At 29.2% G+C, this 16,980-nt stretch carries 14 protein-coding genes; 13 read left to right on the plus strand and 1 reads right to left on the minus strand.

Annotated elements, in window-relative coordinates; translation table 4 throughout:
- Positions 1-190: 190 nt before the first annotated feature.
- The 10 genes from S100390_RS01400 to S100390_RS01445 all read left to right on the plus strand — a co-directional run bounded on the left by S100390_RS01400 (position 191) and on the right by S100390_RS01445 (position 13,896).
- Positions 191-2,239 carry a hypothetical protein gene (locus tag S100390_RS01400; protein ID WP_070406521.1) on the plus strand — a complete coding sequence of 683 codons (2,049 nt, stop codon included), beginning with the start codon at positions 191-193 and terminating at the stop codon, positions 2,237-2,239.
- Positions 2,240-2,299: 60 nt separating this feature from the next.
- Positions 2,300-4,504 carry a hypothetical protein gene (locus S100390_RS01405; RefSeq protein WP_070406522.1) on the plus strand — a complete coding sequence of 735 codons (2,205 nt, stop codon included), beginning with the start codon at positions 2,300-2,302 and terminating at the stop codon, positions 4,502-4,504.
- A gap of 110 nt (positions 4,505-4,614) precedes the next feature.
- A complete protein-coding gene (locus S100390_RS01410; protein ID WP_070406523.1) occupies positions 4,615-5,199 on the plus strand; it encodes a hypothetical protein in 585 nt (194 codons plus the stop codon).
- 11 nt (positions 5,200-5,210) lie between these two features.
- On the plus strand, positions 5,211-5,966 hold the full coding sequence (locus S100390_RS01415) for a hypothetical protein (RefSeq protein ID WP_070406524.1): 756 nt from the start codon (positions 5,211-5,213) through the stop codon (positions 5,964-5,966).
- A gap of 12 nt (positions 5,967-5,978) precedes the next feature.
- On the plus strand, positions 5,979-6,719 hold the full coding sequence (locus S100390_RS01420; protein WP_070406525.1) for a hypothetical protein: 741 nt from the start codon (positions 5,979-5,981) through the stop codon (positions 6,717-6,719).
- Between the two features lie 36 nt (positions 6,720-6,755).
- The gene (locus tag S100390_RS01425; RefSeq protein WP_070406526.1) at positions 6,756-9,497 is read left to right on the plus strand and encodes a hypothetical protein; all 2,742 of its coding nucleotides are present in this window, start codon (positions 6,756-6,758) and stop codon (positions 9,495-9,497) included.
- 87 nt (positions 9,498-9,584) lie between these two features.
- The gene (locus tag S100390_RS01430; RefSeq protein ID WP_070406527.1) at positions 9,585-10,253 is read left to right on the plus strand and encodes a hypothetical protein; all 669 of its coding nucleotides are present in this window, start codon (positions 9,585-9,587) and stop codon (positions 10,251-10,253) included.
- Positions 10,254-10,266: 13 nt separating this feature from the next.
- Positions 10,267-11,811 (plus strand): AAA family ATPase, encoded by a 1,545-nt coding sequence (locus tag S100390_RS01435; protein WP_070406528.1) that lies wholly within the window; start codon positions 10,267-10,269, stop codon positions 11,809-11,811.
- A 26-nt stretch (positions 11,812-11,837) separates the two neighbouring features.
- Positions 11,838-13,397 carry a VWA domain-containing protein gene (locus S100390_RS01440; RefSeq protein ID WP_070406529.1) on the plus strand — a complete coding sequence of 520 codons (1,560 nt, stop codon included), beginning with the start codon at positions 11,838-11,840 and terminating at the stop codon, positions 13,395-13,397.
- Entirely contained in the window at positions 13,387-13,896 is a 510-nt protein-coding gene (locus tag S100390_RS01445) for a dUTP diphosphatase (protein WP_070406530.1), read from the plus strand. The genes S100390_RS01440 and S100390_RS01445 overlap by 11 nt, the downstream gene beginning before the upstream one ends.
- A gap of 32 nt (positions 13,897-13,928) precedes the next feature.
- Here the strand turns inward: S100390_RS01445 and S100390_RS01450 are convergent, their stop codons facing one another.
- The gene (locus S100390_RS01450) at positions 13,929-14,174 is read right to left on the minus strand and encodes a ferredoxin (RefSeq protein WP_070406531.1); all 246 of its coding nucleotides are present in this window, start codon (positions 14,172-14,174) and stop codon (positions 13,929-13,931) included.
- A 99-nt stretch (positions 14,175-14,273) separates the two neighbouring features.
- On the opposite strand from S100390_RS01450, the gene S100390_RS01455 reads away from it, so the two are divergent.
- The 3 genes from S100390_RS01455 to der are packed head-to-tail and all read left to right on the plus strand — an operon-like array spanning position 14,274 to position 16,977.
- A complete protein-coding gene (locus S100390_RS01455) occupies positions 14,274-14,975 on the plus strand; it encodes a hypothetical protein (RefSeq protein WP_070406532.1) in 702 nt (233 codons plus the stop codon).
- Positions 14,976-14,991: 16 nt separating this feature from the next.
- Complete coding sequence (gene cmk, locus S100390_RS01460) at positions 14,992-15,660, plus strand: (d)CMP kinase (protein WP_070406533.1); 669 nt, start codon at positions 14,992-14,994, stop codon at positions 15,658-15,660.
- On the plus strand, positions 15,661-16,977 hold the full coding sequence (gene der, locus S100390_RS01465) for a ribosome biogenesis GTPase Der (protein ID WP_070406534.1): 1,317 nt from the start codon (positions 15,661-15,663) through the stop codon (positions 16,975-16,977).
- Positions 16,978-16,980: the final 3 nt, after the last annotated feature.

Consider the following 16,980-nt stretch of genomic DNA (forward strand, 5'->3'; position numbering starts at 1 on the left):
ATAATCTAGACATTAAAAAAATAGCTTCCTTCTGAGTTGATTTGTTCCCCTTTATAACAGTTTACATTTAAAAAAATTAATTAAGATTAAAAAAACTGATTTAATCTTTAATTGCATTTATTCTTAATTTTGCTATAATAAATCCATTATAGCAAGTGGGTTATATAAAGGGGAATTAAGGAAGAGACTAATGGCAAAAAAACCAGGAAGTTGAGATAAACTTAATAAATTAACTAAAAATGTTACTGTTGCTTCGCGAAAAAAAGGATGAATTGCAGCAATTTGTGCATTGTTATATATTGCGGTTTTGATTCCCTCATCTTATTTTGCTGTGTCATTTTTAGCAAAAATTTTAAGTTATGGTGGCATTCAAACGGATGGTCCTTTACCAGATTTTGAGGCGGGGGATTATTTTCAAGTTAATTTTGCTAAAACAGAACTCCGAGATAATACGAAAAAAACACCTGTTTTCGCGACATATGAGTTGCCCGCTGATCCAAACACTGGTCGTGTTGCTCAAACACGAGTTCAAGCAACATCATTAAGATTAGAATATGCTTATAATTTTATTTTTCAAAATGCTCCAAAGATGTATATTGCTAATAATATCTTTTTTAAAGGAAAATATGGGGATGATAACCAAATTCAAATTTTAAATATTTATACTAATCCGCAAGGAACAAAAGCATTAGGACTTGCTGATGTTCAAACAAATAAGCTAAATTTAATGAAAAATATGTTGTATTTAAAAATTAAGTATAAAGGTGTAGAGCAATCAACATTAATTTGAATGCCAACTCTTTTTGTTGGAATTGAAGGATTTTTGTCAAATTTTTTAAATTTTAAAACAGCAGAAACAATGAACAAAGATAAGCCGAACCCAACAATTTGAGAAAATCAGACAAAAATTCTGGGTAGTCAAGCAAATAATCTTATGTTAAATGGAAGCAATAATAGTTTAGAATTAGATGATAAAGTTTATGCGGCTTACAAAACAAAATTTACTGCTTTTTATGGTGAAAATAAAGGTGCTGATAAAGAATTTATTGGTGATTATAATCCATATAGTAATTTTGCTATTTCAAGTGTTAATCCACAAGATCAAATTTTACCGGGTGTTTCTGTTAACACTGTTGGATATATGTTTGATATGAATCGAGTGATTCAATCAGCATATCAAAAAAATAATGAATTTAACGGACCATTAGCAAAAAAAGACATTAATATTGGTGGTAAATATATTCCACAGTTACTAATTTTTCTAATTAATGTTTTAGAAACATCAGAAAACCGTGGGTTGGTTTTACCAGAAGATTTAGTGCCAAATGATTGAAAAGATTGATATGGATTAATTCAACCCAAACGATTAGATGTAACTAAACCAGAGCAATTTTATTTTATGTTCTTGCCAAAAGATGAAACAATTCAAAATATCATTGGTAATCGTCTTCGTGAACAAGTAAGAGATGTTTTAGATGGTAAAGAGACATTAGCAACCGCTATTAAAGATTTACAAGAAGATGTTTTGAGTAATCCTAATGATTCAAAATATAAATGGGTTTATGATTGAAATATTTTACCATTTCAATCATATGGTTTTATTGAAAAGAGTGACTATACTGTCGTTAAACGAACAATTCAAGAAAATAAAAATTTAGTAATTGATTTTCTTGGTAATCCGATGCTAGAAACAGAGTTTGTAACAATTGATCAACCATCATTACATTCAGTTACTAATTTAGTTCATCCGGGAAATCCTGATGCCTATACCATTGATGATCCACAGAAACGGAATGCTTTATTTACAAAATATTGAAGTGCTAATTTATATGGTGCAACAAGACCGTTAAATCAAATTAATATTGATGTGCGAAATGTTGGTCTTGATCAAAAGGCATTTGAAGCAATGTTGATGAATCAAGTTATTGATCAAACATGAGAATTTATTCAAAATATTGCTCAAGTAGCAGGTAATAACTTAAATATTGTTAATGGTATTTCAAAAGGACAATATGAGACAGCCTTTGAAAATAATTATCAAATAACATTTACTCCTCTGAATAATTATCATAGTAGTGCTGGTTCATTGTTTGAATGATTCAATGACATCCTTGCTAATGATGAAAACCGTTATAGTCTTTTCACTGTCTGTGATATTAAATTAACATTACAAGCAGGTGGCAATGTTCCAGAGGATTTAAAGGCGGTTACTTTCCGTTTTAATATTAATTACCAATAAGATAGTAAACAGTGTATAATCATATTAGTAAATATTTTTAAGGAAGGAGAGATGTTCTCAATGCGAAAAATTTTAGCACTTTTAACAGCAACTGTTTTGGTAAGCAGTTCAGCAGCTAGTATGATAGCATGTGGAACACCTTCACCTTCAAAAATTAATGGGAAAGAGAATCTAGCAACAGAATTTACTTTAACAAATAATGTGATTGTTACTGATGACAATGTTCCTGTTATTGACTCAATTTTTGAACAAGCAAAAACAGAACAACGAATTCAGTCGGGAGTAACATTGGATATTTTTACGGTTACTGATTCCGCTAATTTAACAAAGCCTGTTAACCCTAATACACCACAAGATGGTTTTGTTGTTTTAACAGTTCGTGATGATAAAGATATTCCGTTTATTGGTTCAATCAGTATTTATTTTACTGTGGTTAAAAAGGCATCAATTGATCTTAGCCAAACAATTCAGTTAAATGAGCTTTGAGATATTACAAAATATGATTCAATTGATAACTTATACCAAGATATTTGAAAAGTAGCAGTTAATAATCTTCAACCAGATGTACCAACGGGTTATGATACTTATGATATGTCGGGGTTTAAATTACCATTAATTTTTAACCAAAATTTAGATGTTGAAATGCTTGCAACTTATAATGGTAAAGCTAATACACCAACAACATTTTATAGTGGAACAATTACCGTTAAATTAGAAGTTATTAGTTATCGTGCGCGAGTTAACCTAAAATTACAACAAAATAATTTACCACCAGATGCATTATATGATTTAGTTTGAATAGAAGTTAAAAAATATTTTGTAAATGATGCAAGAGTTTCAAATAATCGAAATGATTATTTAATTGATTGAAGTAGTGTGATAGAACCACCAGTTGGAGAAACTATTTATCTAAACTTCTTAGCAACGCCAAAAGATGAAAAGGCACATCATTATATTCGTGTTGTTGGGGATGTGACAAAAGATCCAATTTGATTACCATCAACAATTAAATTAACCGTGCCAGTTGTTGTAACGCAAAGAGAACGTCCAAATGTTAATAAAGACTATATTTGAACAATGGCAATGCAAGAAGCAAACTTAGTAAATGGTCCAGAATTAAAGGACTTTGATGTAACAAGTTGAGAAACAACCTTAACTAAAAATTGACCCAGCATCGGTGGGTCAAGAATTGTGACATTGAATGCGATTAACCTTAATACGAATTTAATGTTTAGAGGTGATATTGCAATTGAAGTTGAGTTAATTAATCAAGGAACCGCTATTAGTTTATTACCAGTTGATTCAATTTTATTAGTTCGTCAAGATAATCATACCGTTGATTCAGTGTTAAATTTAGTTTGAAATAATGTTATTAATACGTCAGAATGGGGACCTAATTTATCAAAACAATTAAGTAATTTTAGAATTGAACGAAAAGATGATTTAAAACGGGCATTGGAAGCAACAGAACGCAGTGGTGATTGAACGCCTTATGTTATTTCAATTCTTGGTAATCAAGAAGATGGTTCTGGTCGTGATGTCGATATTCTTGTTCAAGGAAAAATTAAAATGATTGATAATCCAATCACAACGGATTCAGCAATTGATTTGACAAATAAAAATTATAGTTTTAATGCAACAAAATTAGAAACATGAAGAGACCAGGGGTATTACCTTAATCAACAAATTTGAAAAGATGTGATTAAACAACCACCATTTGTTGATCAGCAAGAGGCTACTTTTGGAATTTCAAAAAATGAAGCTGATTGAAATGTGAAAGAATTAGGAACAATGATTGGCACTGAAATTAAAAATTATGACCCAAATCAAGGAAATGAACTCGTTTTACAATTTGATTTGATGTTACGAAATCCAACAAATTATGATGGTAAGATAACTGTTAATTTTAAATTAACAGCAGGAGCATCAACTGCTTTTGGCGATATTGATTTAACTAATAAAGTAGTGCCAATTTTTATTCATAAGTTGCCAACAACTGAGGATGAAAAAACTGCTTTGCTAGGAAACATTATGCAAATATTATTAGATGAAGGCATTACAAAAAATACTGCTTTACATAATAAATACCCAAATGTACCGTTAGATTTAAATGTTTATAATGCTTTTACAGAGGAAGTCTTAAACCAATTAGTGTTACCTTCAACAACCGATACTATTAAGGAATCAACTATTACAATTCAAGCATCGATTCCAGTGTTTGAAGGAACAATTAAATTTAAAGTAAAACTTATTTATCAACCATAAAAATTCTTCTAACTTAGAAGAATTTTTTTATTTTTTGAGGATAGTATTTTTTAGAGAAGATGTTATAATCATTGTAAATAAAAGGGAAGTAATAATTTTAGGTGGTATTGATGAGTAAAACAGACAAATGAACAACAAAAGCAAGTTCACAAGACCAGGATATTCGTTTAACACGAATGTATTTTAATAATACAATGGAAATTATTGGTCGTATTATGATTTTACTTGGGCAAGGAATTATGTTGGGGGTTATTATAATTGTGTCAGCTTCACTAGCAATGATTGCAACTAGTAATCTTCCAATTCCTGCTGTTTTTAATAATTTCGGTGTTGCTGATGGTGTTTTTCGCGGGATGACAATTATTCTTGCTCTTTTAGGTATTATTTTTTCGTTGGTTTTTGTTATTCCAACGTTAATTGTTCGTAATATTAAAACAGTAAAATTAACAGGAATTATTTTTATTACATTAGGTTCTTTTTTTACTTTATTAATGTTAGCAATAAGTGTTGTTGCTTATCTTTATATTCCAGTTCGCTTAAATTTTCCTGGGGTTATTATGGCTGGGGTTTGTACATTAGTTTTGTTTTGGGGTAGTTTTTTACTATGATTCTCAGCATGACAACAACAAAAACGAATTAATATTGCGATGGCGGAAAGTTTAGATTTTAGAGCACAATTAAAAGTGGTTGAATAGGAAGGTGTCAAATGGAAAAAGAAAAAACAATATCGCCAAAAAGTGAAACTTCACCAGAACTGGTTCAGACAATTCAATTTGTGGAAGACAATCGACCAGCGTCATTGAAAAGTTTAGATAAAACTGTCATTGATAAAACAGTTAAGTCATTAGGTGAATATGAATTAAAACGAAAGAAGCAAAATAAACCATTGCCGTATCAGTATAATGTTGATGCAACTAAATATTATTTTGCAACAAGGGGTGAAACTTTAGCACGAGTAATGATTGTTTTTGCCCAATTACTATTAATTGTTGTTTCGTTAATTTATATTCCAACGTTAAGCCAAGTTCTTGCTCAATTCCTGATGTCTTTGGTTTCAAAATTAAACACCTCTTTTACAGGACCAATTGTTGCGATTGGACAGCCAATTGTTCTTGCTTTAATTATTTTATTATCAATTTCCTGAGTAGCAACATTCTTTTTCTTAACAATTCCAATTTTAACTGCTCAAACATTACGAACTGTTCATATTTGAACAATTGTGGTAAGTATTGTTGGTAATATTAATTGTCTAATCGTCTTCTTAATTGCAGTATTGCAGATCCTTTATGTCAAAGGTTCAGCTGTTGGATTAAATATTAACCCTTTTATTTTGCCAGGAATCATTCTTGCTTGTCTTGTTTGTTTTACAATTGGATGTATGGCTTTACAAAATAACCGTAAGAAATATCAACGCAAGGTAGAAAATGAATTAGCAAATCAAATTCGTGCAACAAGAGGATAAGGAGAGATTAGGATGTTAACAAAAATTAGTTCAAAACGTGATGAATTAGCATTACAATGAAACACTAGAGTTGAAGTTGCAGCTCGGTTATTAATTATTGGTTTTTCTATTTTAGGTACTTTTATGGGTTACTTTATTAGTGCTGGTTGTGCAATGGCCTACAATAATATTAAAAATTTAACAGGTGTTATTTCACATCGAACCTATGAAATTCATTACATTATTGCTGGTGTTGCTGGCCTTGTTTGTGCATTCTTTTTCTTTTGTTTTATTGGTTTGCCATATCTTAAGTTAAAAAGAGCTGCTAGTTTTAAAAGTTGAATTATTATTTCCACTGTTTTTGCTATTGTATATTATGTTGTTTGTTTTGTTTTAGGAGTTACTTATATTGGAATGTTTAATACAATTAACAATTATTTTATTGTTACTTTTACCTTGATTAGTGTTTGTATTTTGGTGATTTTTCCTTCATATGTTTTATTGTGACGAGAAGTTAAAAAACAATGAGTTTTACGAAAACAATTTGAATACTTAGCAGATGAGGAACAAGTGAAGAAAGTTGAAACAAAACTAGTTACATTAGAACAAGAACGACAACATCTTGTTGAATTAGAAACAATTAAGTATAATAAAGAAAAATATAATTTAAATAATTTAAAGGAAAAAAAACAACGGATTTATGTTCAAAAACCAGTTTTAGAACAACAAGAAAAAAAGCCAGAAACAAATTCAAAAGAGCTTAAAGAAAAGTAAAAAAACGATTAATATAGATAGGAGCAAAGATTATTAATGATAAAAGAAGATAAGACTAACAATATTTTAAAATCATCATCACCAATTCGACGTAAATTATCACGAAAAACCAATTTAAAGATTTTTGCCATTATTGGAACAGTTGCGATTGCGGCTGGTTTGGGTGGTGTTATTTATTCAGTTGTTGCGCCCTCTTCTTATCATAATAAAAATCCGTGAGCTAATGCTACTTTATTAGATAATAAAATTACAAGAATGATAAATTTACAATTATCAAAACCATTAATTGATCTTAATGGTGATCCAGATCCAAAACATTTACCAACCTATGTTTCTTTTAATGTTGGTGAAAAAGATGGGATTGATATTTATGCTAATCTAGATAATATTAAAATTATTCAAGAAATTTTTGCAAAAAAGGATTGAATTAAAAATAATCTAAGTATTGTTGAAACAATGTTACAAGGAACAGGGGCAATTTTATCGGGAACACAAATAATTTATCAAGGAAATCGGTTAAATTTAATTTTACGACCAAAAATTTTAACTTATCCCTATAATGATGATGATAAATATGGTTTAGTAACAGTTACACCGGTTGATAAAGATCGTGGATTGTTTACTTATAAAATTAGATTTGCTTTGCAATTAATTGGAACTGATAATGTTGGTTATTATGTTGATTTAAACAAAACATTTGATTATACATATGATACGACGCAAGCCACAACGCCAACATGATTAAATTTAAGTCAAATGTTAAATTTAATGAGTAATAGTAAGATTGCTATGTTAGTTCAGAAATATGGGATTGCATTAGATACTAGCAATGAAACAATTTTAAATGCTCTTTTAACAGAATATTATCCAATGGCAAAAGATGATAATAGTATTATTATTAATGAACAAGTTGTTAATAAAGATGGAGCCCCATTTGCCGCAATTACCGATAACCCTTCTGCGAGTAATTTAGTCTTAAATGTTAAATATAATTCTAAAAAATTTAATTCTTTACAACAATTTGGTGCTAGTCTTTTTGATTATCATCGCAATAATTATGGGGCGATTGCAAATATTTTTACTAAGATTGGAATTAAAATGCCAACTTTTACTAATGTTAAAAATAGTTATGATTTATATGATCGAAATACTGACCAAACATTTTTAAATGGTGCAATGCGGAATGAACGGGTTAATTCTTACCAAGGTTATATTAAAGAAATGGGACTAGAATCGGATAATGTTTCTGATAATTTTGATTATGAAAATAATGATTTTAGTCAGTATGTCTGAGGTTCTGAACACCAAATTTTTTATAATGAAGTATTAATTCAGTTTTTAAATATTAATAATAATGGTCTTCCCGATAAAGTTAACCGTGATCCAACTAAAATGTATTATGATCAACAAAGTTATACTGATCGTTCAATTAATTATCAGGAATTTAATTTAGTTGATAATGTTAAAGATGTAATTGAAAATGTTCAATATGATGATTCAGAACGAGAAATTGATCTTCGTTTAACAAATAAAATTACAGCAATTAAAACAAGTTTAAAAAGTTATTTGTTAGAAAAATTAAATAACCAATATATTAACATAAATAATATTGTTAAAGACATTACAGTTGGGGTCGGGGCAAATGCCACAACAATTATGGGAACAAGTTTTAATAAACAACCACCGATTAATGGGATGTTACGCGGAAATAATAATAAAGTGTATCAAGATAAACTTTTAAGTCTTCCCAAAATTATTATTAAGGTACAATTTTCATATGATGGAACTATTGGGAATCTTTATGATTTATCTTATGAATATGAAATTCCAACTAAAGTTGTGAAGGACCCGCGTGGAGTTGATAAAAACAGTCTTAGTGTTTTACAATCAAATTTTGCCTTGTCAAAAAGGTATACAACTTTGGATAGTACAAAAGAATTATATAACGATTATCAACAAACAATTACTCAAGTTGCTAATGAATGAGAGCATAATCATCCAACGGGGAGTGGCCAACCAGGTGATAATTATCCAGTTGAGATTTCAAGAAGTAATAGTTTTAATATTGCTGTAAATGAAGTCAGGGTTGGACGATATAATAACACTAATTTACGAGTGGGAACATATAATGCAACAATTGTTGCAACCAAAGATTCTTTAAATTACCAAGGCAGTTTTAAAACAGGGGTTATTCATGTTACAGCAGCTCCAATTAGTGCTATTTCCTTATCACATTTGGTGGTAGATAGTTCTTGAACTCAGCAGGATGTATATCGTGAAATTCAAAGGCGAATTTTAGCACAAGCACGAAGCAGAGGGTTGAATTTAAATGAATCTGATTTTAGAATTAGTGGGATTTCGGAAAATAGTTTAATAAAATTGAGAACAGGAAATAAAACAATTACAATTACCGCCCTTGGTAATGATAATGTTGTAACAGGAATGGCAACTTTTAATTTAATTGTTAATCCTGTTTCAATTAGTAAATATTATGATAAGACTAATCCTGGCGCTCAAAAAGTTGGAAGTTCTGTTCAAAATGTCATAAGTATCATTATGAATCAATTAAAAGAAGCAATTAATAAGGATGGTTATAATATTAATGATATTATTAATTATTTTACAATTGTTATCACTGATACAAATGGAAGGCGACTAAATGATAGTGATATTTTTCAAACGCCAGGAACCTATTGATATGATATTGAAGTAACAGCAATGGGCGGTTCAAAATATTTTAATGGGATAATACAACATATTTTCGTTGTTGAAAAGTAGGAAAAATGTAATTTAATTGCTTAAATTTATGAAAAAATGCTAAAATAATAACAATATGGTTCAATATGTAGCAAAAGGGGGTTCAAAATGAATAAAAATAAGCCAACATATGGGAGCAAATTTCCGGATTTAGAGTTACTTGATACAGAGGAAGAACGACGAAAGTACGAGGAAGATGTTAAAGAATTATCAAAACAAGAACAAAAGCGTTTTAGTTATGTTTCACCAACACAAAATAATGATTTTTCTCAACGTCGCATGTTTTGAGATAGTCCGTTAGAACGGGTTGGGCGTAGTTTTATTGTTCTTGGTCAAGTATTTGCAATTACTTTGGCGTACTTTATTGGCCAAAAAGCAATCTTAATTGCTTTAAGTAACTATGTTGATCCTAATATTAAGGTTTTTGCTAATATTTATGTTAAGGATATTTTAAGTTATGGATTTTTATTTATTACATTATTATTTAGTTTATTGTATTTTATTCCAATGGGGATGGCGCGTACTGCCGGAGCAGTTTATGGTTGGGCAATTGCCTATATTATGTTAGCGATTTTGTACTTTCTATTTGTTGAAATTCTATGTGCGACTTTATTAATCTTAGGTAGTATTAAAGCAAACACATCAGAACCAGTTAGCCAGTGATTATTAATATTTATTGTTTTAGTTTTAGTAATTACCTCAATCTGAATTGTTGGCGCATGTCTGTTAGTTGTTAAATCAGATGATGTTAAACGAAGAATTAATTTAGAAGTTTAAGGAGGAAAGAAGAATGATGACACTTACAGAAAGATTAGAAGAATTAACAAAACAGTTACAACAAAATGTTTATGAAAAAGAAGAAATTTTTAATTTAGCAATGTTAGCAATGCTAAGTGGGGAATCTATTTTTCTTTTAGGAAAACCAGGAATTGCAAAATCATTAGTTTCGCGACGTTTAAAACATGCTTTTAAAAATGGAACTATTTTTGAGTATTTAATGAATCGTTTTTCAACTCCAGAGGAAATTTTTGGACCAATTTCAATTGAGGATTTACAAAAAGGAGTCTATAAACGATTAATTGATAAATATTTGCCAACAGCAGAAATTGTTTTTTTAGATGAAATTTGAAAGGCGGGACCTTCAATTCAAAATACTTTATTAACAATTATTAATGAAAAGATTTTTCGTAATGCTGGAGTTGATATTAAAGTTCCAATGAAATTATTGATTTCTGCGTCAAATGAGTTACCAGCAGAAGGGCAAGGATTAGAGGCGTTATATGACCGTTTTATTATTCGTTATATTGCTCATGGTTTAAAGGATGAAGCAAATTTTAATGATATGATTGCCGGAGTAACAGAATTAGATGTTAAAGTTGATGAAGCTTTACAAATTACGCATGAAGAATATGATGTATGACGAAAAGAAATTAATAAAGTTAAAATAACTCAGTCAACATTTGATTTTATTTCACGGTTTCGAAAAGCAATGTATATTGCAACTGACGGTGAATATTATATTTCTGATCGTCGATGAAAAAAGATTGCTCATTTAATGAAGGCATCAGCTTTTTATAATGGTCGTGATACAGTTGACAAGGCTGATTGATTAGTTATTCCATATTGTATTTGAGATGATGAAGAACAAGAAGAAGAATATAATGCTATTTTTAATGAGTTTTATTTAGATGCTTTAACTTACGATGTTCGTGAAAAAAAGAATCGTTTAAGTAAAGAATTAGAAGAATTATCAGCGCAATATGAAGATATTCAAGGAGTTAATAGTCGTAAAAGTGAGTATTTAGATGTTTTTGATGGAAAATTACAAGGAACTTTCCATCGGATTCTTTGAAAAAATCAACAATACCCAATTTGCTTTATTCGCGTTGAAGATTTGATTGATGCTCGTCATAACAAAACGCAACCGACATTAGTTGAATTATATTATGGAGAAGATTTAGATAATATGGTTGATGTGTTACAAACTGAAATTAGTTATGTGAATGATAGTACTTTTAAAGTTATTAAAACAGATGAAGAAATTAGAGTTGAAATTAAAAATTCAAAAGTAGAAGACAATAATTCAAAACTTGAGAAAAGAATTTTAGCAGTTGAACGTGAAATTGATAGTTTAGCAACTGCTTTTCCTGATGAAAAAGACCGTTTATTAGAATTAAATTGTATCTTTTTTAAAGACCGTTTTGTTTTAGCAGTTAATAATGCTTTTAATGATGATAAATTAAACTTTAATGAGGATATTGTTGATGTTGATTATCGTTCAAGAGATAACACAGAACCTAATTCTGGAAGTTTATCAAATTTAGTTAAAAATTAATTTTGTGAAACAAAGGAGTATTCACTATGAATCCATATTTAGAGCAAAAAACGGGAGTTAAATTAGCGGAAAAATTAACAGAATTAAAAAAGACGGATTTAGCTAGTCCAAATTTTGCTCTGCTAAAAAAATCAAATCGATGATTAAGTGATATTTTTGACCAAGAAATTAATAATTTTTATGATCAAAAAATTGAAGATGAAATTATGAAAATTAAATTAACCCCGAATATTGAAAAGGAAATTTATTTATTTCATTGAATTAAGGTTAACGGGTATGAGGGTTTAAAAAAGAATTATGCTTCAACACAGGATTTTTTATTTAAAGTTAATTCACCGTTTTATGATCGACTAAATTATTATCGTTATGAATTTAATAAAAAAAATAATAATCCGAATATGTTATTTCGAGATTTTGTTGGTATATGAGAATCTATTTTGATTAAAAGAATTAATGATTATCGTTTTGCTAAAATTGAAGAGTTACGTAATAAATTTATGCAAGATTTATATAATAAACTTGCAATTTATAATAAAGCTAGTAGTTTGTTAAAAACAGTATGAAATTTTTTTGGAAAAATGTGAGATCCAATCCAATTATTGAAACCGGGTGTTGATATGACAGCAATTGATAAGTTTGCTAAATTTTTAGAAAGTAACCCGGCAATTATGGAGATTGCAACTTTATTAGGGCGTTATCAAGGCGAAAGTAATTTAATTGAACAGCGAATTTTAGAAGAAATTGTGATGGACTATGAATGAAAACCAGTCGGTTCATCACCAGAAGAGATTATTGGTGCTACTGAATCAAAAGATTTAGAACATATGTTTCCTGCCGAATTAGTTTTACTACGCGATCCTGTTTTAAAATATATTTTTTATAAGAAATATATTGAAGGAAAACTAACAACATTTGAATTCTTATCACAAGATAAAGTTCCAAAAGAGCAAATTAAATTAACTACAGTTGAATCATATGTTCCTGAAGAAAAAGGACCAATTGTGTTATCAATTGATACATCCTCTTCAATGCGAGGTAGTCCTGAACAAATTGCTAAGGCCTTGGCGTTGGCAATTGCTAAAATTGCTTTATCAGAACACCGCCCATGTTATATGATTAATTTTTCAAAAAGTTTAGATGTTTATAATTTATCGCAACTAAAAGATTCTGTTCCAAAGTTAATTGATTTTTTATCAAAAAGTTTTGGTGGTGATACGGATGTTGAACCAGCGCTGCAACATACTTTAACGGTAATGGATAGTAATGAATATTTTAATGCTGATTTATTAGTAATTAGTGACTTTATGACTTCGGATTTATCATCTGATATTATTGAAAAAATTAAAGTATTAAGAAAAAGACGTAATCGTTTTCATGCTATTGTTATTGGAACAATGGGCGAAGAAAAGGTGACAACAGTTTTTGATAATGCATGAATTTATGATCCTCGCGATCCATTTGCTTCAGAACGTATTATTGCTTCCTTAACGGGGGAAGTTGTTAAAAAATATGATAAAATTCCGAAAGCAAAAACAATTTTAAATAAAATTAGAACAGAACAGGAGGCCAATAAAAATGTTAAGTAACACAACTTTTGCATATTTACTTGAAAATCAAAAAAAACTAGATCATCATATTTTGACAAAATTTAAGTTAAATGATGAACAAACTTTAGATAAACGAATTTTAGCTTTTTTAGTTGAATTAGCAGAATTTATTAATGAACAACGGGATTTTAAATATTGAAGTATTAAACCAGCTTCAGAGCAAGATATTTTATTAGAAGAATATATTGATGGAATTCATTTTTTAATTAGTATTAGTAGTAGTTTACAAGTTGATTTTAATAAATTTCATTATCAAAATAAATATTTTGGTAAGACAATTAGTTTAACAAAACTGTATTTAGAATGTTTTACTGCTTGTGCCAAATTAATTAAAAAACAAACAATTAAAACTTATTTTCAAGTTTTAAATCAATATTTAATTATTGCTGAACAATTAAAATTTACTGAAGCTGATTTAATTACAGCATATAATAAGAAAAATAAAATAAATTTTGCTCGGCAAGAAAATAATTATTAAAAAATGTTTTATAAATAGTTATAAAACATTTTTTAATCAGTATCAAGACTACTCTTACGATTTTCTTTAAATTCTTCTAATGTTTTAATAAAAATGGCAGCAGTTGGGCAAACCATTTGAGCTTCAACTAGTTCTTGATCATTTTCTGTTGTATTTGCAAAACCATCATCATCCATAAAGAATGTTTCGGTTTCATCAATCATAATGCAGCTTCCACAAGAAATACACAAGTCAGTGTTAACATATGTTCTTTTTTTTGAAATATCGCGGTCTGCCATCAAGATCCCTCCATTATCTTATTTATTACTATAATGATAACAAAAATTTTAATAATAATATATAATTTTAATGTAGTTTGAAAAAGTTGGAGGGGTACAATGGAAACTAGAATGGAAAAATTTGCCCAACTACGTGAAATGATTAAGAAAGAAATTGAATTAGATCAAGAAATTAATCAGGCAAATCAAGTAATTAATAGTTATATGGCAAAATTAAATGTAATTGATGCTACTTTGTTTAATAATGTTAAATCAGATTTTGAACAAGAATTTAGTTGAGAAAAAGTATATTTGGATAAAAATCCAGATGAGCAACCATATCCATCTGATTTTAAATATGATTTACAACAATTGTTAGAGCAAGTTGTTAGCACAACTAATTTAACAGCACAGGTTAATCCTAAAAATGAACAAGATGCTGGTGATGTTATGCATAATATTTTAATTGCTGAAACCTTGTTAAATAAACCAACTTATCAAAAATATCAGACAATTTTAGAAAGCATTTTAGCTGAAAAAATTACATATCATCGTCTAAGTGATAAAATCCAAGAAGAAAATAGTAATTTTAAAATTAATTCAACAAATATTGAATTTAGTACAATTGCTCATATGCGTAAAAATGACAATCGTAGTACAGCAGAGATGTTAAAAGAATCAAGTATTTTATTAGAAGAAAAACATAATAATGTACTAGTTACTTATCGTAAAGTAAAACTACACTACAAGATGCTATTATTAACAATGCTTTTGCTTGTTGTTTTATTAGGTGTTTGTTTAGCACTAATCTTTGTGTTATAGAAAATGGGAGAAGATGATGAAATTAAATGTAGCTATTGATGGTCCGGCTGGTAGTGGTAAATCTTCTGCTGGTTATGAATTGGCCAAAAAATTAAATTATCAGTTTATTGATACGGGATTAACTTATCGTGCTTTTACTTATTTTTGTGCAAAAGCACAACTTGATTTTAGTAATCATCAGCAGTTAAAAAATCAATTGGCAAAGTTTAATTATCAAGTGCTAAATAATAAAATTTATGTTAATAATGAAGATGTAACAATGATGCTTCAAACAAGTTTAGTACTTGATAATATTAACAAAATTACTGGCCTTGAGTTTATTCGAACAGCAATGGTCGCATTACAGCGCCAATTAGTTATTAAGAAAGGTAACGTTGTTGTTGGCCGCGATATTACGACGGTTGTTTTACCTGATGCAGAAGTAAAAATTTATTTAACAGCTAGTATTGCTGCTCGGGTTGAACGAAGATGAAGTCAGAATAATGAAAATAATATTATGCCAAATAATTTAACAGACATTACTGCAAAGCTAAGAGAACGAGATCGGGTGGATACAACTCGTGCAGTGGGACCATTAAAAATTGCTGCTGGTGCAATTGTAATTGATAGTAGTACTTTAACCTTTGAACAAACAGTAGCAGCAATTTATCAAGTAGTAATGGATTATAAGAAAGTAGGAAAATAAATGGCACAAAAAGGAACCGTAGCAATTGTAGGACGACCAAATGTTGGGAAATCAACATTATTTAATCGTATTATTAAAAACCGGCTTGCGATTGTTGAAGACACTCCTGGTGTTACACGGGATCGAATTTATGCTTTTTCGGAATGATTGACTCGCGAATTTTTAATGATTGATACAGGGGGAATTACGTTAGATAATGAAGCAATGTTTGCACAAGAGATTAAAATGCAAGCCGAAATTGCCATTGCAGAAGCTGATGTTATTATTTTTGTTTTATCGTATAAAGAAGGCATTACGCCAGATGATGAAATGATTGCAAAAATATTATATCGTGCGAAAAAACCAGTTTTATTAGTTATTAACAAGTATGATAAACAAGAAAAAGAAAGTGAATTATACGAATATATGACATTAGGGTTTGGTGAACCAATTGCTGTTTCAGCAACCCATGGAATTGGTGTTGGTGATTTATTAGACAAAGTAATTTCTTATTTAGATCAAATTACAATTCGACCAAAAACCGATGGAACTCATTTTTCCTTAATTGGAAAGCCAAATGTTGGGAAATCATCATTAACAAATGCTATTTTAGGAGAAGAACGAGTAATTGTCTCACCAATTGCAGGAACAACAACTGATTCAATTGATACATCTTTTAAACGAAATGATCACCTTTATACTGTTATTGATACAGCAGGAATTAGACGGAAAGGAAAAGTTTATGAAAAACTAGAAAAATATAGTGTTCTTCGTGCTGTTAGTGCAATTGAACGAAGTGACCTTGTTTTACTAATTATTGATGGAACAGTACCAATTACTGATCAAGATACTAATATTGCAGGAATTGCTTTTGAACAAAATAAACCAATTATTTTAGTTGTTAACAAATGAGATGCTGTAGCAGAAAAAAATGATCGCTCAATGCAGATAATTGAAAAACAAATTCGTGGATATTTTAAATATTTAAATTATGCAAAAATGGTTTTTGTTTCCGCGTTAGAAAAAAAGCGTTTGCATATATTATTTCAAACGATTGATGAGGTTTATGCTGGTTTAACTCAGCGCGTAAAAACAAGTGTTTTAAATGAAATTTTAGTTAAAGCACAATTACTAAATCCACCACCAGATTTTAATGGCGGGCGAATAAAAATTTATTATGCAACGCAACCCGAAAGTATGATTCCAACCTTTATTATGTTTTGTAACACTCCTAAGTATATTCATTTTTCCTATAAACGATTTCTTGAAAATCAAATTCGTGAACATTTTGGGTTTGACGGTGTACCAATTAAAATATTATTTAGAGAAAGAAAGTAATGA

Source organism: Spiroplasma sp. NBRC 100390 (assembly GCF_001886495.1).
In the GTDB taxonomy this organism is placed as follows: domain Bacteria; phylum Bacillota_I; class Bacilli_A; order Mycoplasmatales; family Mycoplasmataceae; genus Spiroplasma.